The sequence below is a fragment of the Planktothrix prolifica NIVA-CYA 540 genome (assembly GCF_963864145.1).
Taxonomy (GTDB): domain Bacteria; phylum Cyanobacteriota; class Cyanobacteriia; order Cyanobacteriales; family Microcoleaceae; genus Planktothrix; species Planktothrix agardhii.
In genome coordinates this window covers 3,035,087-3,059,621 of record NZ_CAWLTW010000001.1, presented here as the reverse complement: position 1 = coordinate 3,059,621, position 24,535 = coordinate 3,035,087, and the positions used below count along the sequence as shown (strand labels likewise).

The following is a 24,535-nucleotide window of genomic DNA, read 5'->3' as shown; positions in this document are numbered from 1 at the left end:
CAGGAATTACAAATTACGAATTACGAATTACGAATTACGAATAGGGAACATAAATCGAGTTTCTTGGTTCAATATTAGTTAGGTGAAGATTGTTCCAGAAACCCGATTTCTAGGAGTCTGGTGGTTTTCTAATCTAAATTATTCGGCCAGAGATTCCGTTCCTGTAACCATTCTTTATTAAACAATTTAGATTGATAACGAGCGCCTCCATCACATAAAACCGTCACAATGGTATGACCTGGGCCCATTTCTTTCGCTAAAGCTACGGCCGCCGCCACATTAATGCCAACGGAACCCCCCATAAATAATCCGTCTTTTCTTAATAGTTGATAAACCACCCGTACAGCTTCTTGATCATCGACTAAAATCGCATCATCAATTAGAACATCCTGCATATTTGCCGTGATTCGACTATTCCCAATACCTTCTGTGATCGAATTACCTTGAGGGGTAATTTCTCCGGTTTTCACATAACTATATAAACCACTTCCCATCGGGTCAGCAACAACGGTTTTAATCCGATTATTCTTCTCTTTTAAAAATAGCGAAACCCCCGCAAAAGTTCCTCCGGTTCCGGTAGCAGCCACCCAAGCATCAACTTTACCATCGGTTTGTTGCCAAATTTCTGGCCCTGTCGTTTCATAATGGGCAATCCGATTAGCTAAATTATCAAATTGATTCGCCCAAACTGCATTTTCCATTTCTGAAGCCAAACGTCCCGATAATTTTACATAATTATTCGGATCTTTATAAGGTACGGCGGGAACCGGACGAACTTCTGCCCCTAATGTTCTTAATGCTTCCATTTTCTCAGGGGATTGAGTATCGGGAATAATAATTAAACATTTGTAGCCTTTCGCATTACAAATATGAGCTAATCCAATCCCAGTATTGCCTGCGGTTCCTTCGACAACGGTTCCACCGGGTTTAAGTAATCCTTTTTCTTCTGCATCTTTAATAATATATAAAGCCGCCCGATCTTTTACAGACCCCCCCGGATTTAAAAATTCTGCTTTCCCTAAAATTTCACAGCCAGTTTCATCACTAAAACTATTTAATCGAATTAAAGGTGTATTCCCAATTGTGCCGATAAAACCGTTTTTGATGTCCATGAGCAACGTCCTAGTTAAAATTTAGTAGTGGGTTTCTTTTATTTTAGGGATTAACAGGACTAATGCAAAAAACCCGGCTTGGTGAAACCGAGTTTTTTGTTCAAGATGGGTTTATTTATTGGGTTGAGGAGTCAGACGTAAATAGGGTTTAACTTCTTGATAACCTTTGGGGAACTTCTCTTTTAAGACTTCAGGGTCTTTCAGGGAGGGCACAATTACACAATCTTCCCCATCTTTCCAGTCGGCGGGAGTAGCAACGCTATAGTGGTCAGTCAGTTGCAGAGAATCAATTACCCGCAGAATTTCATCAAAGTTGCGTCCGGTGCTCGGGGGATAGGTGAAGCTCAAACGCAGTTTTTTGTTAGGGTCAATGATGAAGACACTACGCACGGTCAGGGTCGCATTAGCATTGGGATGAATCATGTCGTACAATTCGGATACTTTGCGATCGCCATCCGCTAAAATAGGGTAATTAACCACAGTATTTTGGGTTTCGTTAATATCTTGAATCCAGCCTTTATGGGATTCGGCATCATCCACACTCAGAGCAATAACTTTTACATTGCGTTTGTCAAATTCGGGTTTTAACTTAGCAACGGTGCCTAATTCCGTTGTACAAACGGGAGTATAGTCGGCCGGGTGAGAAAATAATACCACCCAGCTATCCCCAGCCCAATCATAAAAACTGATGTCCCCTTCAGAGGAGGCTTGAGTAAAGTTAGGGACAGTATCCCCAAGTCGAAGTGTCATAGTTAATATCCTCTAAGTTCAATGAAAATCTGTGTTTTTATTATACCCCAGTTTCCCCATCGGATTTAAGGAGTAATCAGAAAAATTCAAGAAATATCAGATAGAATCCATCCAGTCAGATCAAAAATATAATCAATTATTAGTAGAATGTAATCAATCCACTACCCACTACCCACTACCCACTAACCATTACCCATTCCATGCTTAGGGACAGTCCTTTGGCTCCATTATGATAGTCTAATTAAAAATAGAGTCTTGGGAACACATACAAGAGTGGATATTGTAATTGGGCGGGGCAAGGTTGCCCGCAGAGCTTATGGCATTGACGAAATTGCGTTAGTCCCTGGACAACGCACCCTTGACCCGGGTTTAGCAGATACAACATGGACAATTGGTGGCATTCAACGAGAAATTCCGATTATTGCCAGTGCCATGGATGGGGTAGTTGATGTGCGGATGGCTGTGGAATTATCGAAATTGGGAGCATTGGGGGTATTAAACCTAGAAGGGATTCACACCCGCTATCAAGACCCAGAACCGATTTTAGACCGCATCACTTCAGTTGGGAAAGAAGGGTTTGTCACCCTAATGCAAGAATTATATGCAGAACCGATTAAACCGGAATTGATTATCCAAAGGATTCAGGAAATCAAGGCAGGAGGCGGAATTGCGGCGGTGAGTGCGACCCCTGTGGGAGCGAGTAAATATGGTTTGGTGGTGGCTGAGGCCGGGGCTGATTTATTTTTCGTCCAAGCCACGGTGGTATCAACCACATTCCTATCTCCAGAGTCAGTTATTCCTCTGGATTTAGTTAAGTTTTGTCAAGAAATGCCGATTCCGGTGATTTTGGGCAACTGCGTTACCTATGATGTCACCCTAGATTTACTTAAAGCGGGAGCGGCGGGAATTTTAGTAGGGATTGGCCCAGGTGCAGCCTGTACTTCCAGAGGGGTTTTAGGGGTGGGAGTTCCCCAAGCAACGGCCGTGGCTGACTGTGCCGCCGCCCGGAATGATTATTACCGAGAAACCGGACGTTATGTGGAAATTATTGCTGATGGTGGCCTAATTACCGGAGGAGATATCTGTAAATGTATCGCCTGTGGTGCTGATGGGGTGATGATTGGTTCCCCCTTTGCCCGGGCTAAAGAAGCACCCGGACGCGGCTATCATTGGGGTATGGCGACCCCTAGCCCGGTGTTACCTCGTGGAACTCGGATTCGGGTGGGGACAACGGGAACTTTAGAACAAATTTTGCGTGGCCCGGCTCAACTTGATGACGGGACTCATAATTTATTGGGGGCGTTAAAAACCAGTATGGGAACCCTGGGAGCGCAGACCATTCAAGAGATGCAGCAGGTGGAAGTGGTGATTGCGCCTTCACTGTTGACCGAAGGAAAAGTCTATCAAAAAGCCCAACAGTTGGGAATGGGCAAATAAATTAATCGGGGTTGGGTTTCAGAATTATTGACAAAACTTGTTAAATCGTTGTAAAACTTACAACCCAACCTAGAATTATATGAAATAAAATGGCACAATAGAAGAAGCGGAGACGTATGTTTCCGTTCACTCCTCACACCACACTCCGCCTGGACTTTTGTTCGGGCGGTTTCTTGATCCTAGCAATTAAAGTCGATTGCACCGGCTGTCAATCTCCACTCTCAACAATCGTAAAAGAGAAGATCCTTTTACGGTAAGATTGGATAGGGTTATGCTAAATAACGCCCGAGTTAGCAACCTGGCCTAAAAAGACGGGGTATAGACCTCCAATTTTTCAGGGTGAGGGAGACAAAAAGCCAGCAAAAATCAGAGAGAAATTAGCTGCTCTGTGCCTTTGTCTACTTTTAGACGGTCAGTAGACGGAAGGATTAAAATGCTTGTGGACGTGATTGCCGGGAGCCAGTTAAATTTAACCTTAACTCAATGCCAATCTCGTCTGTCATACAAGAATCCATCACGAAATACTAAAGTATTTCCAATGGGACTGTCGAATTTGATAGGGTCTTTTATATATAAGGATTTCTAGGGATGTCCAACGCCTTACCAGTTACTGATGCTAGTTTTAAAGACGATGTGCTTGATAGTCCGATCCCAGTATTAGTGGATTTTTGGGCTCCTTGGTGTGGGCCTTGTCGTATGGTTGCACCTGTTGTAAGTGAAATTGCAGACCAGTATATTGGAAAACTTAAAGTAGTCAAGCTGAATACAGATGAAAATCCTAATACTGCTAGTCAGTATGGAATTCGCAGTATTCCAACGCTGATGATTTTCAAAGATGGTCAAAAGGTGGATATGGTTGTAGGTGCTATTCCTAAAACGACTTTAGCAACTACTTTGGAGAAGTATATTTAATTCTCCTAAAAGTAACCAATAGAACACTTGAATCATTGTTGCAGGGGTTGATGACTTAACTTAAAAACAGACTTAAAAAAAGAGTGAGTTTGAGTTAGTTGATCAAAGTGGTTTTCGATTCCCAGGAAAGTGATACTTGAACCTCAAGCTGATTATTCACGGGTATTGCGTCTTGGAACCTTGGCTCTAAGGCGCTTTGTTTTAGGTGATAAATTTTATGAACTCCTCAGATATTAGTTTAGCGGTAGATTCTCTACAAGCAGATATTATCCAGTTGGTGGATAAATTGCCGAATTTAAAGCATAAAAAATGGATTTCGCGATCGCTTTCTAGTCTAGTTCGGATGGCTGGAGAGGAATTTGAAACCCTGGACTGGAAAATTATTTCGGCTTCTTTATTGGACTTAGAGCGGGGTTTTCAAATTTTTTATCCCTATCGCCATGTTCGCAAAATTTGTATTTTTGGTTCGGCTCGAATTTCTGCTGACACACAAGAATATCGGATGGCGGCAGATTTTGCTAAATATGTCACCCAACAAGGTTTTATGGTATTAACCGGGGGTGGAGGTGGTATTATGCAGGCGGGAAATGAGGGTGCGGGTCTGGATTTATCTTTTGGTTTAAATATTCAGCTTCCTTTTGAACAAGCTTCAAATCCTTATATTCAAGGAAACAAAAAAGCGATTATGTTCAAGTATTTTTTCACGCGCAAGTTATTTTTTCTGCGTGAAAGTGATGCTTTGGCTCTGTTTCCAGGGGGTTTTGGAACTTTAGATGAAACCTTTGAATGTTTAACATTAATTCAGACGGGAAAATTCGGCCCGGCCCCATTGATTTTGGTGGATCGTCCAGGGGGAGATTATTGGTATGATCTCAACCAATTTATTCATAAACAAATGCTAAATCGGGGGTTGATTTCACCAGATGATCCCAGTTTTTATACAATTACGGATGATTTGTCTGTTGCTTGTGAAGCGATCGCCAGTTTCTATCAAGTCTATCATTCTAGTCGTCATGTTAAAGATAAGTTTGTCATGCGGTTAAAATCGGAATTATCTGAGCAACAAGTGGAACAACTAAATACGGAGTTTCACGATATGTTATCTAAAGGTAAGATTGAAAAAACTCAAGCCTTACCGGAAGAAGTTGGCGACGACACAGAGGAATTACCCCGTTTAACCTTCCATTTTAATCAACGTCGAGTTGGGCGATTGTATCAAATGATTTATACAATTAATCAAATGGGTGCTACTTCCCCAGAAGCGGCTCATCCAGAGCAGAAATAGCAGGGAATGGGTAATAGGGATCACGGATTTAAGAGGATTTCACGGATTTTAATCTGTGTTAATCTGCGTAATCATCTTAAATCCGTGATGGGTTTTGGGGAAGATATAGAATCTTTAATAAACGAGCTAAAATCGGAAATAGGACTACTTTATGAATAATTTGTTTGAATTTGAACAGGATTTTGTTGAATCTTTGCATTGTATTCCGATGGTTGTGCGGTATAAACTTGATAGTTGTGGGGTGAAGTTAAAACTAGAACATTGGAATAAATTTAGTCAGGAGGCTCGTCAACAGTTAGTCCAAAATTCAATTAATACACCGGAAGAAATTACAGGTTATCGGAGTTTACTGTATGAATTAGCTGAACAATATACTAATATTCCCCTCAAGGATTTACCGATTGAGGATCACCCCCTTTGGTTAGAAATAACAAAATTACCGGATGCAGTACAGCAAAAGTTAGAAGAAATTGGTGTTAATATTACCTTAAAACAATGGCAAGACTTAAGCCATTTACAACGATTTTCCTTAATAAAATTAAGCCGTCCTAGCCATGAAAACAAAAACTTTTTACCTGCTTTAAGAGAATTTAAACTTTTAGAAAAAAACCTATAGAGTTTTTTTTTAAATACTAAGTTACCTTTTGAACCATATCGGTTAAACTAGGATTAGTTTTGCGATTTCTAAACCCATTTCATTAAACTTCAGGGCCGTTTTTTTATGGCACATAGTATAAAATCCACAATGCCCCCCCTCGATTCTGTCATTGATGAAGATGAAGATGAATCGAATTTAGATTATTTCTATGATGATCCGGGAACTCCCCCAGGAACATTAGATGTGGAAGCGGATGATCCCCCTCCAGAAATGGTGTTAATTGATTATAGCGACGAAATGGCAACTCGTTTAATCTTAAAAACACCGGAGGAATGTGCACCCTATTTAGATACCCATTCTGTTTCTTGGTTGGATATTTTAGGATTAGGAAATCAGGACACTTGGGATCGGATGGCGCAGGTATTTAATTTACATCCGATTGCCTTAGAAGATGTGGTGAATGTTCCCCAACGGCCTAAAGTAGTAGAATATGAGGGGCAATTGGTAATTGTCGCCTGGATGATCATGATCAAACCTGGAGAAGATCCCCTACATAAAGAACAGGTTAGTATTATTTTAGGGAAAAATTATTTACTCACGGTGCAGGAAGAAGCGGAATATGATTGTTTACAACCTGTGCGCGATCGCATTCGTTATAATCAAGGAATTATTCGTAAACAAGGGGCTGATTATTTAGCCTATGCGATTTTAGATGCAATTATTGATGGTTTTTTCCCCGTATTAGAAGAATATGGCGATCTTTTAGAAGACTTAGAAGACAAGGTTGTATTTAATCCTGTACCTAAAGATCTAGCTAAAATTTATAGTATTCGCCGAGATTTATTTACCCTAAGACGGGCAATTTGGGCGCAACGGGAAGCGATTAATGTATTAATTCGAGATGGAAGCGATTTAATTAGTCCAGAAGTTCGGATTTATTTGCGAGACTGTTATGATCATACTATTTTAGTTCGGGATATGGTGGAAACCTATCGAGAATTATCCTCGGATTTAATGGGAATTTATATGTCTACGATGAGCAATAAAATGAATGAAATCATGAAATTGCTTACCGTGATTTCAACTATTTTTATTCCCCTAACCTTTGTGGCCGGGGTCTACGGAATGAATTTTAACCCCGAAAATTCTCCTTGGAATATGCCCGAACTTAATTGGTATTGGGGTTATCCTGTCTGTTTGGGAATGATGTTTTTCATCGCTTTGGGGTTATTTTTCTTCTTCTGGAAACGCGGTTGGTTTAATAATCTTTCCGATCCTCAAGATCAAGATAAAATAACGTAGTAAGCCCTTTAGGGCTAACAGGCGTTCACGCCTGACTACAAATTGCTATAAAATCAAACTCAGGACAATCTACGATAGTCACAATTATGCTAGTAGGTCGAACCCTCCGTAACCGTTATCAAATTATACAATTCCTGGGACGAGGAAGTTTTGGTGAAACCTACCTCGCTAAAGACTTAGACCTACCCGGACATCCCCACTGTGTTGTCAAACATCTTAAACCCCAAAATCCCACCCCCGCCCTATTAATAATTGCTCGACAGCTATTTGAAAAAGAAGCTATCGCTCTCTATAAACTGAGTCTTTTAGATGAACGCATTCCCAAATTATTTGCCCACTTTGAAGAACAGGGAGAATTTTATTTTGTTCAACAACTTATTGACGGCTATGATCTTACCAAAGAAATCACACCAGGGAAAAGATTAACTGAATCTGCTGTTATTAAATTATTAAAAAATATCCTAGAAATTTTAGCTATTGTTCATCGACAAAATATCATCCATAGAGATATTAAACCCTCTAATTTAATGCGACGTAGTGATGGTAAAATTATCCTAATTGACTTTGGAGCAGTTAAAGAACTTGGAACCTTAATTGTCAATGCTCAAGGACAAACCAGCCTTACCATTGCGATAGGAACTCTGGGTTATATGCCCGGTGAACAAGCGAAGGGACACCCCAAACTCGCCAGTGATATTTATGCCGTTGGAATGGTTGGAATACAAGCCCTAACGGGAAGAATACCTGAGACTTTGCCCCATGATTATAATACCGGAGAAGTCCTTTGGCGAAATCAAGCCCAAGTTAGTGATCAATTCGGGAATTTCTTAGATAAAATGGTGCGGGATCACTTTTCTGGGCGCTATCAAGATGCCGATGAAACATTAGAAGCTCTTTCCACCTTATTTCCCACCCCAACACCTGCTCCCACCCCAATACCGACTCCCATCCCAACACCCGCTCCCAACCCAACACCCGCTCCCACCCCAACACCCGCTCCTAGCACAATACTGACTCCAGACCCTACCACAACCCGACGAACAATATTACAATTTGCGGCTTTTAGTGGTATCGGATTTTTGGTCGCATTAGCTGGGGAAAAACTGATTATTTCTTCTCCTGAAAATAACTCTACTTCTACCCCCATATCTCCCCAACCAACCCCGACACCAACCCCGACACCGACACCAACCCCAACCCCGACACCAACCCCCTCACCCAGTCCCTTCAAAACCGTTAGCTTTGAAACCGTAACCGTCAACTCAACGGGACAAATCAACAACCGTTGGCAAGCCCAAGCCCAAATTTTGAGTGAAAATATCAATGGGATCATATTAGATTTAGTCGTAATTCCAGCCGGGACGTTCCTCATGGGTTCCCCTAGCAGTGAACTAGGACGATCAGATGATGAAGGGCCGCAGCATACTGTTAATATAGCCTCTTTTTTGATGGGTCAATATGCCGTCACTCAAGCCCAATGGCGAGCGGTAGCAGGTTTACCCAAACGTCAGATTGATCTGAAGCCCGACCCCTCCAATTTTAAAGGGGATAACTTGCCCGTTGAACAGGTAAATTGGTTTGAAGCCGTAGAATTTTGCGATCGCCTCTCTCAATTTACCGGACATACCTATCGTTTACCCAGTGAAGCCGAATGGGAATATGCCTGTCGCGCTGCAACTACCACCCCGTTTTATTTCGGTGAAACCATCACTACCGATTTAGTCAACTATAACGGCAACTCTACCTACGGCTCCGGCCCAAAAGGGATTTATCGAGAAAAGACAACTGCTGTGGGTAGTTTTCCCCCCAACGCCTTTGGATTATACGATATGCACGGTAACGTTTGGGAATGGTGCGCCGACCCTTGGCATGAAAATTATAATAGTGCGCCGACAGATGGCAGTGTTTGGGAGTCGGGCGTAAATACAAATACTCAATCAAAATGTGTGCGGGGCGGTTCGTGGTTCGACTATCCTGGTTACTGCCGTTCTGCTAATCGTGGCGCCGCTCACCCCGACAGCTTCAACAACTACGTCGGCTTTCGGGTTTGTTGGGTTGTTGGTGCGTCCCTGGTTAGTGTGCAGGACTTTTAGCCCTGTTTTCTTTAGCCCTTTTGCCCTTTACCCTTCTTTCTTTTTTTTTTTTTACCTGGTTCCCCTGGTTCCACCAGGGAACCGATAACGGAGGCTCTGCCTCCAGTCAAGAAGCAGGCGGAGCCTGCAAGAAGGCATTGCTAGGTAGAACCTAGCAACGAGGGGGTCGTTATGTAATAATTCAGATCATTCAACCCGAAAACCCTTTACTGCTCGTTCCATTATTGATCAATTAAAACAAAATCAAAGTCATCACCTCTTAACTCAACTTAAAGCCGCTAAACTTCCCCATAAAACCGATCAAGAATATCAACTTTGGCAAGAAGGCTTTCATCCTCAAGCCATTCTCACAGAAGAAATGTTATGGCAAAAATTAGACTATATTCATAACAATCCAGTCAAACGCGGTTATATTGACGATCCCCTACACTGGCGATATTCTAGTTATCGAAACTATCAAGATTTACCGGGATTAATCCCCATCGAAATTATTTCATAAACCACAGCACTACCTCTGGTTCCTCTGGTTCCCCTGGTTCCACCAGGGAACCCCAACAGGAGGCTCTGCCTCCGGTCAAGAAGCAGGCGGAGCCTGCAAGAAGGCATTGCTAGGTAGAACCTAGCAACGAGGGACGAGGGGAATTTGCAAAGTGCAACCCCCTGGGTTAAAATCTCCCTCGACACCGAATCATTTTGTTTACAGGCTAGAGCCATCCTTGCTATTCATGATCCAAAAAATCAAACCCAATCTAGTTTTGACTGTGGGAGTTGCGACACTGCTGGTAGGAGGTGGAATTGCAGCCTACTACGGTTTAGTTTCGCGTAAATTTTTAGAAGGTGTTCCCCTGGGTGCGAATGTTGTACCCCAGGAAGCAATGGTGGCTGTATCCCTCTCCACAAATCCCCAACAATGGGATAAATTAAGCCAATACGGTACGGTTCAATCTCAAGCGGCGTTGCAAGATATTCTCAAAAATTGGCAAAATCGGGTATTTACAGACAATGGCTATAATTATCAACAGGATATTCAGCCTTGGGTCGGTCAAGAAGTAATGATCGCTTCTTTACCTAATTCTAGCTTGATTTCTGGGACTGCTCCTAACTCTGATACTTCCACCTCCTTAAATCAACAGACGATGGTGGTGGTGCTTCCTATTGCTAACCCTACCAAAGCTAAAGAATTATTATCACGACCGAGAACACTACAACAGGGCCAAACTACTCAGCGCTCCTATCGAGGGGTTGATATTATTGAAACCCAGGGAAATCCTAAACAGAATTATTCGATTTCTGTCCTGGGACAAGATTTTTTAGTTGTCACCACCGATCCGAATGCAACTGAACGGGTAATTGATACTTATAGAGGTTCAGATTCTTTAGCGAAAACCCCTGGATATGCTGCTAATTTAGAGACGATTAAAACTACTAATCCCTTTGCTCAAGTTTACCTAAATATTCCCGTCGCCACAAAAATTGCCTCCTATCGTTCTCCTAATCCGATTCCTGATAAAAATTTAGAACAGGTACAACAGCATCAAGGATTAGCAACTAATATTAGTTTAGAATCTCAGGGAGTTGGGTTTAAGGGAGTGTCTTGGTTAAAACCGAATAGTCAGAAAAAATTTACCGTTGAAAATAAAGCTCAAGAGATTCTACCTCGGATTCCAGAAAATACATTAATGATGGTTTCTGGAAGTAATTTAAAACGGGTTTGGGAAGATTATACTCAAGGGGCAAATGCTAATCCGATAGCGCCCTTGAATCCTCAAGTTTTGAGTTCTAGTTTTAAATCAGCGACGGGGATGGAGTTAGAAAAAGATGTTCTAAATTGGATGGGAGGAGAATTTTCTTTATCTTTAGTTCCAGCTAATCCAAATCCTAGAGCTTTAGAACGATTTACGGCGGGGTTAGTATTAATGGTAAAGGTTTCTGATCGGACGGTGGCGGATAAAGCTTTAACCCAGTTAGATGAGGTGATGAAGAATAAGAAATTTAAGGTTAGTGAAATTAAAGTTAAGGAGCAATCGGCGGTGCAATGGGTGTCTCCCTTTGGGGGATTTATGGTAACTCGTGGTTGGTTAGAATCCGATGTGGCTTTTGTTACTTTGGGGGGAGCGGTGGCGGATCAAATTGTACCTTTACCTCAAGCTCAAATCACTGCTAATCCGCTATTTCAGCAAACTGTTCCAATGGGATTAAACCCCAATAATGGCAACTTTTTTATAAATCTTGAACGGGTATTTAATCCGAATGTTAGAACTCTATCCTTACCTCAACTTCCCCCGGGTCAAAAGTTATGGATTGATGCGATTCAATCAATTGGATTAACTACTGCAATTATAAGCGATCGCACCAGCCGTTATGATATTTTTGTTAAAATTAAAACCCCTAGCACTCAACTTCCTGCAACTGCAACTCCCAAAAAAGAACCTTAAATACTATGTTTTAGCATGAGATTAGATCCCCCTAAATCCCCATTAAAAAGGGGGACTTTGACGGTTTTATTATTCCCTCCTAGATCACAGGATGCAGTAATTCTAAGCGAAATTCCTGGCGATTTTCAGCCTTTAAATAACGCTGTTGAAGTTCTTGCCATTTTTGCCAAGATTCATAGCGTTTTTCCGCTAGAAGATTGATAAAAGTTGGAAGTTTAGACCTAATTTTTGATGGGATTTTATCAGCTATTTTTTCCATCAAAACCATACTATCTTGAATATCTCCTAAATGTTCTTGAATGGCTTTGATATCTTCTAAATAAGTTGAATATTTAGGACTATAAAAATCAGTAAACAAACTCATTTGATAACGGACTTTCTTAGCTTGCTTTCTTAAATCGTGCAAAGATTCTCCCTGTTTATCTAAGATTATTTCTAAGGTTTCTGAAGTAATTTCAGCAGAATTAACTGGATCTTGATTGATTCCCACTTGCCAACCTGGATGCAGGAATAAATGACTAATTTGGGGAAGTAATAAATCCGGTAAGACTTCATTAATTGGTAGTGCTTCCAGAGTTGTAAAACTAGGTTCTTTTATCCAATCTTGTAAATCTTCTTTCAAGTTTTGATATATTTTATGTTCTAAACTCCATTCCACAACTCGAAAAGCTTTATGACGTTGTTTGATCCAATCTATTAATATTTTATCTAAAATTTCTTGTTCCGATGGCGGTAATTGTGAATAATAAGTATTTTGTAATATTTCTAATAAAACATCTAAATCTCGCAATTTTCCCAAACGACGGGCAATTCTACCAATTTTTTCATCCTGGGCAGATTCAGGTAATTTTAATACTGGAGCAAACCCAACTACCGCCGATCTTAACCGTCGCATTGCGACCCGCATTTGATGTAATTCTTCAGGATCATGATCTTTCAAAACTTCAGATTCATGACTAATAACTTTTTCCAGATGTTTCTGAATCGCTTGTACCGCCGAATATCCTAAAGTCTGGGTTTGAGGATTAATTGTTGTTTCCATTATAAGCACCTAAAAATACTAATTGATAACCGTCTTATTATAACAATCCCAAATAGTTTTTACAGAGGATTTAAGATTGTTATAAAATTGAGTTTAGTCATTAATCACACTGTTTTGTAATTCCGTGACTAACTGCTTAATCTGGCTATAGGCTTGTCTGGAAGAGAGTGTTCCTTGGGTTTCTAAGCTAAAAATTTGGGTAATATCAATCACAAACCCTTGTAATTGAGCTTGATTAGATACAGGAGGGATCTGAGTTTCCCAATGATCAATCTGAGTCTGATCAAAAAAATCTGGGGTTGATCTCATAATTATATCCAAATTCTGCAAATTCTAGTTATACTGTTTATTCTAAAACTAAAATCCTATCTTAAAGCAAAAAGATATTAAAGTCAAGGGATTCAATTATTAGATTTTTTTACAAAAGTTATAATTACTTTAAAAAATAATACTATTGTTTAAATTTTTATTTTTTAGAAAAAATTAAATTAAATTTAATCCTAAGATTACCTAAATTTAACTAAAGTCATCTAGTAAAATACTGATGATCTTATTAAGATTTGTTTAAGGAAACATTTGTCATGTTAAAACCATACTGTACTCCCTATTTCCTGCTATATGTCACTCAGTCAATTTATTGTTTATGCTTGTCCCCAGGGAGAATTAGCGGAACAAATTGAAACCTTTTATCAAGAAAGTCTGAAATTGTGCGGATCAAATGCTGCCCATAATTATATGCCCCATTGTACCTTAACTGGCTTTTTTCAAGATCAAGAATCACAAATTAACCTATATATTCAAGCCATAGAAACCGCTTACAATACCGCACAATTAACCGCGATTCCCTTAAAGATTAATGTGACTCAAATGACATTTCAAGCCACTTGGTATGGTTTGGAATTACAAGCCCAAGGCATTCCATTGTTATTGATTCATTTTAGTCAATTAGTCAATTCAGCAACTCGTTTAGAAGCCTTGCGATTAAAAACTTGGCTCCATTTGAGTTTAGCCTATGAATTTCAGCCCCAACACGCTCGACAATTACAAGATTTAGCTCAAAATCAAATTAATCCCTACGCCCAAGCGGACTGGGAATTAAGGTTTTATCAGCGACACCTAGATCAATCTTGGACTTGTCATCAATCTTGGCAATTAACACCCTAGACTCAATTGATTTTCGGTTTGATTCCCGATAATTTTGATCTCTTGATTTATCAGTCAATTTAATTCATAATAATTATAATGCTTTATTCCTTGACCAATGCCAAATTTTAACAAAATTACCCACGTTATTTACGATTTAGACGGTTTACTGTTAGATACAGAACCCCTTCATACGAAAGTTAATCAAATGGTTGCCAACTATTATGGCAAAACTATTGATCATGCCCTCGGTTGTAAAGTTAGGGGGAGAAAATCCCATGATTCCGTTAAACTCTTAATTCAGGAGTTGGAATTGTCAGTAACTGTTGAACAATTTTTAGAGCGAAAAGATGCCATTATTTATCAATTGTATCCCCATGTTTTGCCCTTAGAGGGAGCGGTTTTTCTCACGGAACATCTGGCGGCTCATAATATTCCCCAAGCGATCGCAACCAGTTCAGGAAATCGCCCTTTTACCGCAAAAACCCAAAGTCATCAACAATGGTTTTCCCTGTTTCAATCTATTGTTAGGGGAGATGATCCTGAACTTAAAAATGGCAAACCCGCACCGGATATTTTCCTATTAGTCGCACAACGTTTAGGGGCAAATCCCGAAAACTGTTTAGTCTTTGAAGATGCCTTGGCGGGGGTTTCTGCGGCTCGGGCGGCGGGAATGTCCGTAATAGCAGTTCCCTCGTCGGATATGGATAAATCCCTTTATCAAGAAGCTGATCAAATTCTTAATTCTCTAAGTGAATTTGAACCGGAGTTATGGCAGTTACCAAAGTTTTAATTAATAATTCTAAGATGAGATTTTTAAGGGGAAATTAGCGATCGCAATTTTCCTATTTTCCCTAATCTTTACCGGACTAATTTAGCATTTTTAGATGATCTAAAAGAATCTTAACCTTTTTTTAACTTGACATATCAAAAAAATTTGATATGATTTAGATGGCTATTAAGGCCTAATTTAACCACAAAGACACAAAGACACAAAGCAGAATACTGATTTTTCAGGAGGTTTAATGAGTAGAAATTCACCTCAAGTTAACCCATCAGCAGTGCAAGCTGGGGGTAAACTAAGTATTTTTGAAAAATACCTAACCGTTTGGGTGTTTTTATGTATTATTGGCGGTATTATTTTAGGGCGTTTATTCCCCGGAGTTGCGGTTACTTTGGACTCGATGAGCGTCTATCAAATCTCAATTCCCATTGCCATTTGCCTGTTTTTTATGATGTATCCCATCATGGTAAAAATTGATTTTACCCAGGCTGTAAACGCTATCCACGCCCCGAAACCAGTATTACTAACTTTAGTTGTAAATTGGTTAATTAAACCCTTTACAATGGTGGCGTTTTCTCAGTTCTTTTTGGGATGGTTATTTCGTCCTTTAATTACTGGAACAGAACTGATCGGAGGACAGGAAGTTTCTTTGGCAAATTCCTATATTGCGGGAACTATTTTATTAGGAATTGCTCCCTGTACCGCGATGGTTTTGATGTGGGGTTATCTATGTTATGGGAATCAAGGTCATACTTTAGTGATGGTGGCGGTTAATTCCTTAGCGATGTTATTTTTATATGCACCGTTAGGGCGTTGGTTACTAGCAGCAAATGATTTAACTGTTCCTTGGCTAACGATTTTTTTGTCGGTTATAATTTATGTTGGATTGCCTTTAGCTGCGGGAATGTATAGTCGCTATTGGATTTTTAAAAACAAGGGTAAGGCTTGGTTTGAACGGGAATTTCTGCATTATTTAAGCCCGATTGCCATATCTGCATTGTTGATTACTTTGGTGTTACTATTTGCCTTTAAAGGAGAATTGATTGTTAACAATCCCTTTCATATTCTGTTAATTGCAGTTCCTTTATTTATCCAAACCAATTTTATCTTTCTGATTAGCTATCTTGTAGCTTTAAAAATGAAACTATCCTATGAAGATGCGGCTCCGGCGGCTTTAATTGGGGCGAGTAATCATTTTGAAGTAGCGATCGCAACAGCCGTAACCTTATTTGGATTAAATTCCGGTGCTGCTTTAGCAACGGTTGTGGGGGTATTAATTGAAGTTCCAGTAATGTTAATGTTAGTTGAACTTTGTAAAAAAACAGCTTTTTGGTTCCCCAGAGAACCAGAAAAAGCCAGTTTACTTGATCCGCGTTGTTTTAAGGGTTAAATCAATAAATATCCTGATTTTTTAGATCATTTAGCTATTCTAAACATTGGAGATTTACATGAAAAAAGTTATGTTTGTTTGCAAAAGAAATTCTTGCCGTTCTCAAATGGCGGAAGGATTTGCTAGAACTTTAGGAGCCGGAAAAATAGCCGTCACCAGTTCCGGTTTAGAAGCGAGTCGGGTGCATCCTACGGCAATTCAAGTGATGGATGAAATCGGAATTGATATTACCAATCAAACTTCTAACCCTTTAAGTGATTTCCAAGCAGAAGATTATGATGCGGTGATTTCTCTGTGTGGTTGTGGTGTAAACTTACCTGAATCTTGGGTAATTCGAGAAGTTTTTGAAGATTGGCAATTAGATGATCCCGACGGACAACCGTTAGAAACTTTTCATCGAGTTAGAGATGAAATTAAACAAAGAGTTCAAAAGTTAATTGATACTCTAAATTAATATTGTTACAGTGCCAGCGTCCTCCCTGGCTAGGGTAATATGAAATCTAGCTATTACCATTACCCATTCCCAATCACGGATTTAAGAGGATTACGCAGATTAAAATCCGTGAAATCCGTGAAATCCTCTTTAATCTGTGATCCCCATTACCTAATATATGTCTAATCATCCACCTCGAATTCTATTATTATACGGCTCCTTAAGAGGACGGTCTTATAGTCGTTTATTAGCAGAAGAAGCAGCCCTAATTATTCAGGATTTTGGTGCAGAAGTCAGGTTTTTTGACCCACGAGAATTGCCTATTTATGGAAGCGTACCGGATACTCACCCCAAAGTTCAGGAGTTACGGGAATTGAGTTTGTGGTCAGAGGGCCAAGTCTGGTCAAGTCCAGAACTCCATGGCCAAATTAGTGGGGTGATGAAAAATCAAATTGATTGGATTCCCCTGACCATGGGGGCGATTAGACCAACCCAGGGCCGAACTTTGGCCGTGATGCAGGTTTGTGGCGGTTCCCAGTCTTTTAATGCGGTGAACACCCTACGAATTTTGGGGCGCTGGATGCGGATGTTTACCATTCCTAATCAGTCTTCGGTGGCTAAAGCCTATCAAGAGTTCGATGAAGATGGGGTGATGAAGGATTCCCCCTATCGAGATCGCTTGGTTGACGTGATGGAGGAACTCTATAAATTTACATTGTTATTAAGAGGACAGGCTGATTATTTAAGCGATCGCTATAGTGAAAGAAAAGAAAAAGGAGTTCAGGAAACGATGATTGATATTGGTAAAACTTTTATAGCAGGGAATAGGGAATAGCCCCCCCAAACCCCCCGTGCACGGGGGGCTAGGGGGGAGGGAACACCGGAACAGCCCCCGCCCGTGCACGGGGGGCTAGGGCAGGGAGGGAACAGGGGAGAAAATACTTCACCGTCTGGGTTCTAAGATCCGTCTGGTGTCTTAACTGCCTTGGCGGTTGCTATAAACCCGTCCCTGGTGATCGGTTTTGTCAATATCCGTGCCAACCCAGTCAACCGTCAACATCTCAACAAAAAAGAGGGTGGAATTTCCCCCCTCCGTAAAGATTGAACCCACTGTATCCTTTCCGGTGAAAGCAATACATTATGGATTGAGATAAACACCCGCTTTCAGGCAGAGTTTAGTAGGCTAGAGCCATACTACGAGTGGTTTCAGCGCCGAGATAAACCCGAATACTCAAGAAATCCGTAGGACAGGCGGTTTCACAACGTTTGCAGCCGACACAATCTTCGGTGCGGGGAGAGGAAGCTACCTGAGCCGCCTTGCAACCATCCCAGGGAACCATCTCTAGGACGTCAGTGGGGCAAGCGCGAACGCACTGAGTACAGCCGATACAGGTATCGTAAATTTTGACTGAATGAGACATTGAATGATTTCTCCAGTAGATATCAAAATGTTACAAGTTCTGCCCTAAATACAGGTTAGAAGTCCAGCTTAATAGGAGCGGGATCATCCCATATATTGCATCACAATACTCCAGTGTTTCACTTCCAATACACATAAGGCGATAAAACTTTAAACAATGTAATATTTCCCGCCCTAATAGTTCACAGTTCAGGCTCTAATTTTGTCCAACACAGACTTTGTGGAAACAACATGGCGGTCTAAACCCAGTTGTTTGGGGTCAATATCCAGGGCAAGGGCCACTAATTGGGGAAGATGGAGGACAGGTAAACCCAAGGGACGACCGATCACTTTTTCCACTTCCGGTTGACGTGAATCTAAATTCAGATGACACAGGGGACAGGGCGTAACCAGACAATCTGCACCGTGATCAATTGCCTCTTGAATATGGTTTCCAGCCATTTGAAAGGCGGATTCCGTGGCGTAACTCGATAGAGGCCAACCGCAGCATTGGGTTCTCCCCCGATAATAGACCGGAGTTGCCCCTACAGCCCGAAACAGGTTTTCCATGGATTCCGGTTGCTGGGGGTCATCATAGGGCAAATGGGTTTGAGCACGGAGGAGATAGCAACCATAAAAGGCAGCACACTTCAAACCCGATAGTTTGCGACGGACTCGGAGTTCAATTTCGGCTAAACCATAATCGGCGACTAAGGCCCACAGCAGGTGTTTAACTTCCGTTGTTCCTTGATAGGGTGAACAACCTTCTTTGCTAAGTAACCCATTCACTTTTTCAATATAGGCTGGATCATTTTCCTGAAATTCTTTTAACCGTTCGTCAACGTGACCAATTACCCCCTGACAGGTGCTGCAATGGGTCAGTAAGGGTAAATTTAGTTCTTCTGCTAAGGCAATATTCCGGGCATTGACCGTATCTTCCAACAGTCGGGAATCTTCTTTGAAGGTTCCTGAACCGCAGCAAGATGCCTTTTTCAGTTCAATTAGTTCAATACCTAACGCTTGGGTGAGAACTTGCGTAGACTGATACAGTTCTCGACAAGCTCCCTGGGCAACACAGCCAGGAAAATAGGCATATTTCAAGGATGGCATAGGAATAACCTTCTCTACGAATGTACTTACAGCGATGGCGAGGAATTAAGAATTAAGAATTACAAGCACGCCCAAAGACAGAGTTGCTAAATTCTCACCCATTTTAATTGATCGAGGGTTTTGTCATAACGATAGGTAAAACCATCATCAGCAACAATCGTTTGACCTCGACTGGCTTTATTTTTGATGGTACTTAAGCTATAACGGGTTAATTTTTGTATTTCTTGATGGGAAAAATGATTTTTCTGATCAATTTCTGACAGAATTTCTACGGTTTCAAGACTTGCTTTTGTATTGTTGGGATTAAGAGGGAACACTGCGCTCACAGGATAGTCTTTAATGTCAACTAAACGCCAACTAGAATCCTCTGACATTTCTAAAACTTTTTGATGATAATTAAACAAACTTTCCCGATGTCCGACACTAATAAATGTCTTACCAGTTTCTTGTAACTGTTTATATAAATTATCCTCATTTTTTAAGTCTAAAGCACTGGTAGCTTCATCTAAAATAACGAAGTTAGGATGATTAACTAACAGTCGAGCAAAGGCAAGACGTTGTTGTTCTCCCAAAGATAAAATACTTTCCCAAGGAAGTTCCTCATCAAAATTTTCGATTCGAGTCAGGACATTTTGTAGGTTAACTTGGTGCAAGATTTCTTTTAATTCTGAATCACTAATTGGATTTGTTGTCTGAGGATAAATTAGCTGTTCGCGCAAGGTTCCTAAAATGATATAAGGACGTTGCGGTAAAAATAAGATGTCATCTAGGGGCGGTCGCACTAAATCCCCTGTACCTGTATTCCATAACCCAGAAATGGCGCGTAAAAGAGAACTTTTCCCTCGACCACTTGGCCCTACAATTAATAAACCTTCACCGGGTTCAACTGAAACTGATAAATGTTCGACGATGACTTTGGTAAAGTCTGGTGTTTGTAAGGTAACATTCTCAAAAGCAAGATGATCGTTTTCAATAACTTTAATGGTATTCACCGGGTTAGATTGGTACCCGACGGCTTCTAAGGCTTGGGAAAAGCTATCTAAACGTTCAATATAATTGATAAACTCACCTGACCTACCAAATTCCTCTACTAATACGGATAACGCCGTTGAAAAGAAATAGCAACAATAGCTGGCTTGGTTGACTTCTCCCAACTCAATTTGACCACTAATATATAAGGGAGAGACAATTAAGAAAGGAAATATTTGAACAATGGATTGGAAGCCTTTGTTAAAAAAATCTTGGTTTCTTTCCCAATTAATTCTATTAGTAACTATTTCCATCACCCGATTGAATTTTCGCTGAATAATATTTAATTCTTTTTCTTCGCCCCTAAAAAAAGCAATGGATTCTGCATGGTTACGAACATGAGTCAGGGCATAATTATAGTTTGCTTCCATTTCTAATTCTTGTTTGCTAATTTTATTTAATTGTTGAGTAATATAGGTAGACAGAATGTTGCCAAGAATCGTATAAATAATCAGGATAATAGAAATGGTTTGAGAAATTGACCAGAGAATGACAATAAAAACCATCATCTCCATGAACTTTTCGACGCAGGTGGTTAAAAAATTCATCGTTGTTTTAGTGATCGGCTCAATTTCTTGAGCCAAACGTTGATCGGGATTTTTAATGTTTTCTTTAAAATTAATTTGATAATAAGCCCGATTTTTAAAATATTGATTCAAAATATTATTGTTGATCCATTGATACCAATCGAGTGCAATTATCTTTTTAAGAAATTTAGAAAACCCTGTTAATAGGGTCATACTCCCAAGGGCTATACTATAAATTATTACTAGATGAGTTAATTTAGATAAATCTTTTGATTCAGTAAAATCAATTAAGTCTCTAAAAACGAAGCTATTAAAAGCATTAAAACCAACGATTCCCACCAATAATAAAAATAATAAACAGATCATTCCCCAAGAGCGAATAATCTCTGAAAAGGCTCTATCCTGGGTTTCTTTTGGATACCAATAAACTTGAAGAAACCCTAAAAATTGTTGTAGAGATTTATTAAAAGTTTTGACATCCTCTTTGAGATCGATATGCTCTGAGCTTTTTTCTGAAACATTCATTGGGTTTTCCTGATGTTACGGGAGGGACGTTATAATTTTCAATGCTTATCTATTGATTTAGATAATAATTAAGCATACCATGTTCTGCCAAAGGACAAGACTGACGCAAACAAAAAAAGATGGTTTATGCAATATTTAATAGCTGATGGGCATCTTCTAGTATTGCGACAATTTTATCTCGATGGGGACTGTTTTTTAGATCAGGCTCTAAGTCAAATTCGGATAATCCTGCGGCTGTGTTACCCGGAAACCAGGGATCACGAGTTTTTAAGTGATTGTAACGCCTTTTGGCAAAGTCAAACATATCGTATGCTAAAGCTAAATTTCTTAACCATAAGATGACGGGAATATTGATTTCCCCAGGAGTTTTTTGATAGGAAGGTAAACCAATATCCCAAGTATGAAACCAACTTTCGCCTAATTTAGCGATCGCTTCTGTTTCCAAACGATTTATAATTGGAGGTAAAATTTCATCGGCTTTTTCTAAAAGTTCGATCACTTTTAAATGTTCATCAAAATCCGAAGGTTTGGCTGCACCTAGACTTAATGTATGAACTTGGGGATGGCTCAAACAAAACAGATCATTAAATAGCATCGGACTCAGAGGATAGCACAAGTCTACTAATTTTTGGGGCGGTTTGTAAAGCATTCCCCCTTTATCCGAAGGACTAATAATAAACACCCCCATGTCATAACGATTGGCGGCTTCAATTGCTGACCAGTTGAATTGATTAATATAGTACCAATGCAGATTTACATAATCAAATTGATCGGTTTCAATGGTTTTGATGATTAGGTTTGTCGGCCCATGGGTAGAAAATCCCCTAAAGCGAACTTTCCCCTCCATTTGTAATTGTTTAACTACATCAAGACACCCACCAGGACGAATAGTTTCATCTAGTTGTGGTTTGTAATTAATACCATGTATCGTCAACAAGTCAACATAATCTAGTCCTAAATAAGCTAAGGATTGTTCAAATAAATGACGAAATTGTTGAGGATCAGATTGGGGTGTAACTTTCGTTTGTATAATCAGTTTTTGACGGGGTAGTTTCGGCAAAATTTCCCCTAACTGCATCTCAGATGTGCCATACATTCGAGCAGTTTCATGGTGATTAATACCAATTTCTAGGGAGCGGCGGATGGTCGCTTCTAAATTTTGTTGATTATCCAGGGGAATTTGTTCTTGAGGATACTCTTTAAACTCATCATAAATGTAACGCATACCCCCGCAAGAAAAAATAGGCATGGGAATTTCTGTACGTCCAAATCTACGATATTTCATTTTATCTAGCTATAAATTAGTGGATTCTAATTAATTGTAATTTCTTGGGCTTCTAAGTGGAATTCAAAATTCTCCTAGCTGTAATGTATTAGGGACTATAAAATCAGAAGTCTTGATGGTTGAATGTTCTTGTAAAGTTGCTCTGATCTCCTTTAAATCTTCTTGAGTTAACTTAACTTGTTGATTGTTGAGATTGGCTTTTGATAAAATAGTATCAGCTTGTGAATCTTTCTGCAATACTTCAAATATTTGGGTTAGGTTGGTAGTGGGTATATCACAGTATTTTAATATCTCTATAATTGTCTGTTGTGGTGCTGTTATCAAATCCTGAAAACGAATCGCTAGAGCCAAAACTCCTTGTTGATGGAGTCGCAAATAACCTTCCATGACTGATAACCATGCTAAGGTTAAAATTTGCAGATAAGATAAGGGTTGATCCTGTTCATCCTGATGAATTAGGGGACTAACTTGACTGACTTGATTTTGCATTGCTTTTAGAGAATCAACTGTATTAGGAATTTCTCCTAAAGATGCACGAAAGGCAGACTTCATCCAAGTTTCAGTATCCCGATATAAGAAAATAATTTTGGCTTTGGGAAAATGCTTAAAGATTAGATCTGCTATCTCAATTCCATAACTTCTCAATTTAATCACCCATCTATATGAATGATCATCTAATGGTGAGGATGTACATAATATTTTGGTACAGCTTTCTATTAATTCACTAATTTCAGCATCATTACTTCCATCCCATTGACGCATAATGACAAGCTGATCATAGACACCAGGTTCAGAAAGACTTACGGTATTTTCTAGCTGATTGAATGCCGAATTAATCAAGGTTGATCCACAGCGTCCTACTGAATAAATAATCACAAGGTTTTCAGGGATTTCTAGTTGTTTTCCGATTTCTAATAATTCCGAAAAAGTAATGGCAATTAGGTTTTTTGCATGGTCATATTGCCCTTGATAAAAAAAAGGAAATTGATCAATATCAACCTCTGGATCAGTTTCTACAAAAATTGCCCATTTTCTGGAAAAATCAAGGCAATATAAACTAATATTAGGCTTTTCCAAGATTATATTAATATCAACCGTATTTGCTTCTTGATAATCAAAATCATCTAGGGAAGGAATACTTAAGAAATAGGGTTTATTTTTGCTCTTGATTTTAAAAAATTTTGCTGGCATTGTGATAGATTTAAGTTAAGATATATTGTTGACTTTTCAATATTTGTATCCAAATAATTTTATTTCTGTTTCAAATAGTTTTGCGATAACTTCTTGGTCTTGTTGATTTAAAGTTTCACTGTAATGGTTCCTATTTTTTCGATGTTGTCTTTTGGCTTGAGGTAAAGTAATTTTTTCTGGAATATCAAGCTTTAAACGAATGTTTTCCATATCTTCTTGTAAATTTTCATATAAGCAAACTTTATTGACTACAACCTCACCATTGATCGTGTAAATATCAAATCCCCATTTACGCAAACCCCCAATAATATCAGAGTTGATAAAATCTGAGAGAGAGGGAATCTCTTCATCGGGAGGTAAGTAGCTAATATAGTGATAGTAGCATGAAATAACACGATCCCAAGGATTTCTTTCAAAGCAAAACTTAAAGTATTGATTCCAAATTTCCTCACTCAGCCAATTTTTTACTTCTCTAGCTGAGATGTGATTATAGAATTTGATCGGCTGTTGCTCTTTTAAAAAGTTGTTATCATCACTAGCAGACGAAAGATCGTAATTTTGTGGGCCTCTATACCCCAGCTTGTTTCTAAGGACTTCATCTTCTTCTATAATCGGGGTGATCAGATCATCTTCACTACAAAACTTGGACAGAGCAATTTCAATGCTGGTTCCAGCCGTTTTTGCTGTTTTAAAAAAAATAAATTTATACTTATGAGAAACAATCATGATTTTTCCAAAGGAAGAAATTCTTAA

General features: G+C 39.6%; 23 protein-coding genes. 13 read left to right on the top strand and 10 right to left on the bottom strand.

Translation table 11 applies throughout. From position 1 onward, the window contains the following. Positions 1-128: 128 nt before the first annotated feature. Positions 129-1,112, bottom strand: coding sequence for a cysteine synthase A (locus AC559H_RS13645; protein ID WP_026796144.1), 984 nt, complete (start codon positions 1,110-1,112; stop codon positions 129-131). Positions 1,113-1,223: 111 nt separating this feature from the next. Continuing rightward, positions 1,224-1,862 carry a peroxiredoxin gene (locus AC559H_RS13640; protein ID WP_026785701.1) on the bottom strand — a complete coding sequence of 213 codons (639 nt, stop codon included), beginning with the start codon at positions 1,860-1,862 and terminating at the stop codon, positions 1,224-1,226. Between the two features lie 273 nt (positions 1,863-2,135). Here AC559H_RS13640 and AC559H_RS13635 point away from each other — a divergent pair, with 273 nt between their 5' ends. The 8 genes from AC559H_RS13635 (at position 2,136) to AC559H_RS13600 (ending at position 11,924) form a co-directional block, all read left to right on the top strand. Continuing rightward, positions 2,136-3,299, top strand: coding sequence for a GuaB3 family IMP dehydrogenase-related protein (locus AC559H_RS13635; RefSeq protein ID WP_026785702.1), 1,164 nt, complete (start codon positions 2,136-2,138; stop codon positions 3,297-3,299). Positions 3,300-3,887: 588 nt separating this feature from the next. Continuing rightward, a complete protein-coding gene (gene trxA / locus AC559H_RS13630; protein WP_026796145.1) occupies positions 3,888-4,211 on the top strand; it encodes a thioredoxin in 324 nt (107 codons plus the stop codon). A gap of 217 nt (positions 4,212-4,428) precedes the next feature. Continuing rightward, on the top strand, positions 4,429-5,496 hold the full coding sequence (locus AC559H_RS13625; RefSeq protein ID WP_026796146.1) for an LOG family protein: 1,068 nt from the start codon (positions 4,429-4,431) through the stop codon (positions 5,494-5,496). Positions 5,497-5,647: 151 nt separating this feature from the next. Beyond that, the gene (locus tag AC559H_RS13620; protein ID WP_026796147.1) at positions 5,648-6,112 is read left to right on the top strand and encodes a nitrate reductase associated protein; all 465 of its coding nucleotides are present in this window, start codon (positions 5,648-5,650) and stop codon (positions 6,110-6,112) included. Between the two features lie 105 nt (positions 6,113-6,217). Continuing rightward, a complete protein-coding gene (corA, locus tag AC559H_RS13615) occupies positions 6,218-7,396 on the top strand; it encodes a magnesium/cobalt transporter CorA (RefSeq protein WP_026785706.1) in 1,179 nt (392 codons plus the stop codon). 86 nt (positions 7,397-7,482) lie between these two features. After that, positions 7,483-9,489: a bifunctional serine/threonine-protein kinase/formylglycine-generating enzyme family protein gene (locus AC559H_RS13610; RefSeq protein WP_026798525.1), complete on the top strand. Its 2,007-nt coding sequence runs from the start codon at positions 7,483-7,485 to the stop codon at positions 9,487-9,489. A 358-nt stretch (positions 9,490-9,847) separates the two neighbouring features. Next, complete coding sequence (locus AC559H_RS13605; protein ID WP_193372507.1) at positions 9,848-9,988, top strand: hypothetical protein; 141 nt, start codon at positions 9,848-9,850, stop codon at positions 9,986-9,988. Between the two features lie 262 nt (positions 9,989-10,250). After that, positions 10,251-11,924, top strand: coding sequence for a DUF3352 domain-containing protein (locus AC559H_RS13600; RefSeq protein ID WP_237745578.1), 1,674 nt, complete (start codon positions 10,251-10,253; stop codon positions 11,922-11,924). Between the two features lie 79 nt (positions 11,925-12,003). On the opposite strand, the gene AC559H_RS13595 is transcribed toward AC559H_RS13600, so the two are convergent. Together AC559H_RS13595 and AC559H_RS13590 are read right to left on the bottom strand one after the other, a co-directional pair. Then, a complete protein-coding gene (locus AC559H_RS13595; protein ID WP_026796149.1) occupies positions 12,004-12,966 on the bottom strand; it encodes a CHAD domain-containing protein in 963 nt (320 codons plus the stop codon). 93 nt (positions 12,967-13,059) lie between these two features. Continuing rightward, positions 13,060-13,275 carry a DUF7219 family protein gene (locus tag AC559H_RS13590; RefSeq protein WP_026785710.1) on the bottom strand — a complete coding sequence of 72 codons (216 nt, stop codon included), beginning with the start codon at positions 13,273-13,275 and terminating at the stop codon, positions 13,060-13,062. 309 nt (positions 13,276-13,584) lie between these two features. On the opposite strand from AC559H_RS13590, the gene AC559H_RS13585 reads away from it, so the two are divergent. The 5 genes from AC559H_RS13585 (at position 13,585) to arsH (ending at position 17,551) form a co-directional block, all read left to right on the top strand. Further along, positions 13,585-14,130, top strand: a complete 546-nt coding sequence (locus AC559H_RS13585) for a hypothetical protein (RefSeq protein ID WP_026785711.1) — start codon at positions 13,585-13,587, stop codon at positions 14,128-14,130. A 97-nt stretch (positions 14,131-14,227) separates the two neighbouring features. Next, positions 14,228-14,902 carry an HAD-IA family hydrolase gene (locus tag AC559H_RS13580; RefSeq protein ID WP_026796150.1) on the top strand — a complete coding sequence of 225 codons (675 nt, stop codon included), beginning with the start codon at positions 14,228-14,230 and terminating at the stop codon, positions 14,900-14,902. Positions 14,903-15,134: 232 nt separating this feature from the next. Further along, positions 15,135-16,283 carry an ACR3 family arsenite efflux transporter gene (gene arsB, locus AC559H_RS13575; RefSeq protein ID WP_026796151.1) on the top strand — a complete coding sequence of 383 codons (1,149 nt, stop codon included), beginning with the start codon at positions 15,135-15,137 and terminating at the stop codon, positions 16,281-16,283. A 58-nt stretch (positions 16,284-16,341) separates the two neighbouring features. After that, positions 16,342-16,737 carry an arsenate reductase, glutathione/glutaredoxin type gene (gene arsC / locus AC559H_RS13570; RefSeq protein ID WP_026796152.1) on the top strand — a complete coding sequence of 132 codons (396 nt, stop codon included), beginning with the start codon at positions 16,342-16,344 and terminating at the stop codon, positions 16,735-16,737. 157 nt (positions 16,738-16,894) lie between these two features. Next, a complete protein-coding gene (gene arsH / locus AC559H_RS13565) occupies positions 16,895-17,551 on the top strand; it encodes an arsenical resistance protein ArsH (protein ID WP_026796153.1) in 657 nt (218 codons plus the stop codon). Positions 17,552-17,891: 340 nt separating this feature from the next. Here the strand turns inward: arsH and psaC are convergent, their stop codons facing one another. The 6 genes from psaC to AC559H_RS13535 all read right to left on the bottom strand — a co-directional run bounded on the left by psaC (position 17,892) and on the right by AC559H_RS13535 (position 24,508). Continuing rightward, positions 17,892-18,137, bottom strand: a complete 246-nt coding sequence (gene psaC / locus AC559H_RS13560) for a photosystem I iron-sulfur center protein PsaC (protein ID WP_026785716.1) — start codon at positions 18,135-18,137, stop codon at positions 17,892-17,894. A 188-nt stretch (positions 18,138-18,325) separates the two neighbouring features. Then, on the bottom strand, positions 18,326-19,225 hold the full coding sequence (locus AC559H_RS13555; RefSeq protein WP_373282708.1) for a CoB--CoM heterodisulfide reductase iron-sulfur subunit B family protein: 900 nt from the start codon (positions 19,223-19,225) through the stop codon (positions 18,326-18,328). Positions 19,226-19,311: 86 nt separating this feature from the next. Continuing rightward, a complete protein-coding gene (locus AC559H_RS13550) occupies positions 19,312-21,306 on the bottom strand; it encodes an ABC transporter ATP-binding protein/permease (RefSeq protein ID WP_026796154.1) in 1,995 nt (664 codons plus the stop codon). A 124-nt stretch (positions 21,307-21,430) separates the two neighbouring features. Beyond that, positions 21,431-22,591 carry an aldo/keto reductase gene (locus AC559H_RS13545; protein WP_026796155.1) on the bottom strand — a complete coding sequence of 387 codons (1,161 nt, stop codon included), beginning with the start codon at positions 22,589-22,591 and terminating at the stop codon, positions 21,431-21,433. A gap of 63 nt (positions 22,592-22,654) precedes the next feature. After that, positions 22,655-23,782, bottom strand: a complete 1,128-nt coding sequence (locus AC559H_RS13540) for a sulfotransferase (protein ID WP_026785720.1) — start codon at positions 23,780-23,782, stop codon at positions 22,655-22,657. 36 nt (positions 23,783-23,818) lie between these two features. Next, the gene (locus AC559H_RS13535) at positions 23,819-24,508 is read right to left on the bottom strand and encodes a sulfotransferase family 2 domain-containing protein (RefSeq protein ID WP_026785721.1); all 690 of its coding nucleotides are present in this window, start codon (positions 24,506-24,508) and stop codon (positions 23,819-23,821) included. Between the last annotated feature and the right edge of the window lie 27 nt (positions 24,509-24,535).

Excerpts from the sequence above, each read along its gene's own strand:
- AC559H_RS13645 (WP_026796144.1), bottom strand. The coding sequence starts at position 1,112 with ATGGACATCAAAAACGGTTTTATCGGCACAATTGGGAATACACCTTTA.
- AC559H_RS13640 (WP_026785701.1), bottom strand. The coding sequence starts at position 1,862 with ATGACACTTCGACTTGGGGATACTGTCCCTAACTTTACTCAAGCCTCC.
- trxA (WP_026796145.1), top strand. The coding sequence starts at position 3,888 with ATGTCCAACGCCTTACCAGTTACTGATGCTAGTTTTAAAGACGATGTG.
- AC559H_RS13625 (WP_026796146.1), top strand. The coding sequence starts at position 4,429 with ATGAACTCCTCAGATATTAGTTTAGCGGTAGATTCTCTACAAGCAGAT.
- AC559H_RS13620 (WP_026796147.1), top strand. The coding sequence starts at position 5,648 with ATGAATAATTTGTTTGAATTTGAACAGGATTTTGTTGAATCTTTGCAT.
- corA (WP_026785706.1), top strand. The coding sequence starts at position 6,218 with ATGGCACATAGTATAAAATCCACAATGCCCCCCCTCGATTCTGTCATT.
- AC559H_RS13610 (WP_026798525.1), top strand. The coding sequence starts at position 7,483 with ATGCTAGTAGGTCGAACCCTCCGTAACCGTTATCAAATTATACAATTC.
- AC559H_RS13605 (WP_193372507.1), top strand. The coding sequence starts at position 9,848 with ATGTTATGGCAAAAATTAGACTATATTCATAACAATCCAGTCAAACGC.
- AC559H_RS13595 (WP_026796149.1), bottom strand. The coding sequence starts at position 12,966 with ATGGAAACAACAATTAATCCTCAAACCCAGACTTTAGGATATTCGGCG.
- AC559H_RS13590 (WP_026785710.1), bottom strand. The coding sequence starts at position 13,275 with ATGAGATCAACCCCAGATTTTTTTGATCAGACTCAGATTGATCATTGG.
- AC559H_RS13585 (WP_026785711.1), top strand. The coding sequence starts at position 13,585 with ATGTCACTCAGTCAATTTATTGTTTATGCTTGTCCCCAGGGAGAATTA.
- AC559H_RS13580 (WP_026796150.1), top strand. The coding sequence starts at position 14,228 with ATGCCAAATTTTAACAAAATTACCCACGTTATTTACGATTTAGACGGT.
- arsB (WP_026796151.1), top strand. The coding sequence starts at position 15,135 with ATGAGTAGAAATTCACCTCAAGTTAACCCATCAGCAGTGCAAGCTGGG.
- arsC (WP_026796152.1), top strand. The coding sequence starts at position 16,342 with ATGAAAAAAGTTATGTTTGTTTGCAAAAGAAATTCTTGCCGTTCTCAA.
- arsH (WP_026796153.1), top strand. The coding sequence starts at position 16,895 with ATGTCTAATCATCCACCTCGAATTCTATTATTATACGGCTCCTTAAGA.
- psaC (WP_026785716.1), bottom strand. The coding sequence starts at position 18,137 with ATGTCTCATTCAGTCAAAATTTACGATACCTGTATCGGCTGTACTCAG.
- AC559H_RS13555 (WP_373282708.1), bottom strand. The coding sequence starts at position 19,225 with ATGCCATCCTTGAAATATGCCTATTTTCCTGGCTGTGTTGCCCAGGGA.
- AC559H_RS13550 (WP_026796154.1), bottom strand. The coding sequence starts at position 21,306 with ATGAATGTTTCAGAAAAAAGCTCAGAGCATATCGATCTCAAAGAGGAT.
- AC559H_RS13545 (WP_026796155.1), bottom strand. The coding sequence starts at position 22,591 with ATGAAATATCGTAGATTTGGACGTACAGAAATTCCCATGCCTATTTTT.
- AC559H_RS13540 (WP_026785720.1), bottom strand. The coding sequence starts at position 23,782 with ATGCCAGCAAAATTTTTTAAAATCAAGAGCAAAAATAAACCCTATTTC.
- AC559H_RS13535 (WP_026785721.1), bottom strand. The coding sequence starts at position 24,508 with ATGATTGTTTCTCATAAGTATAAATTTATTTTTTTTAAAACAGCAAAA.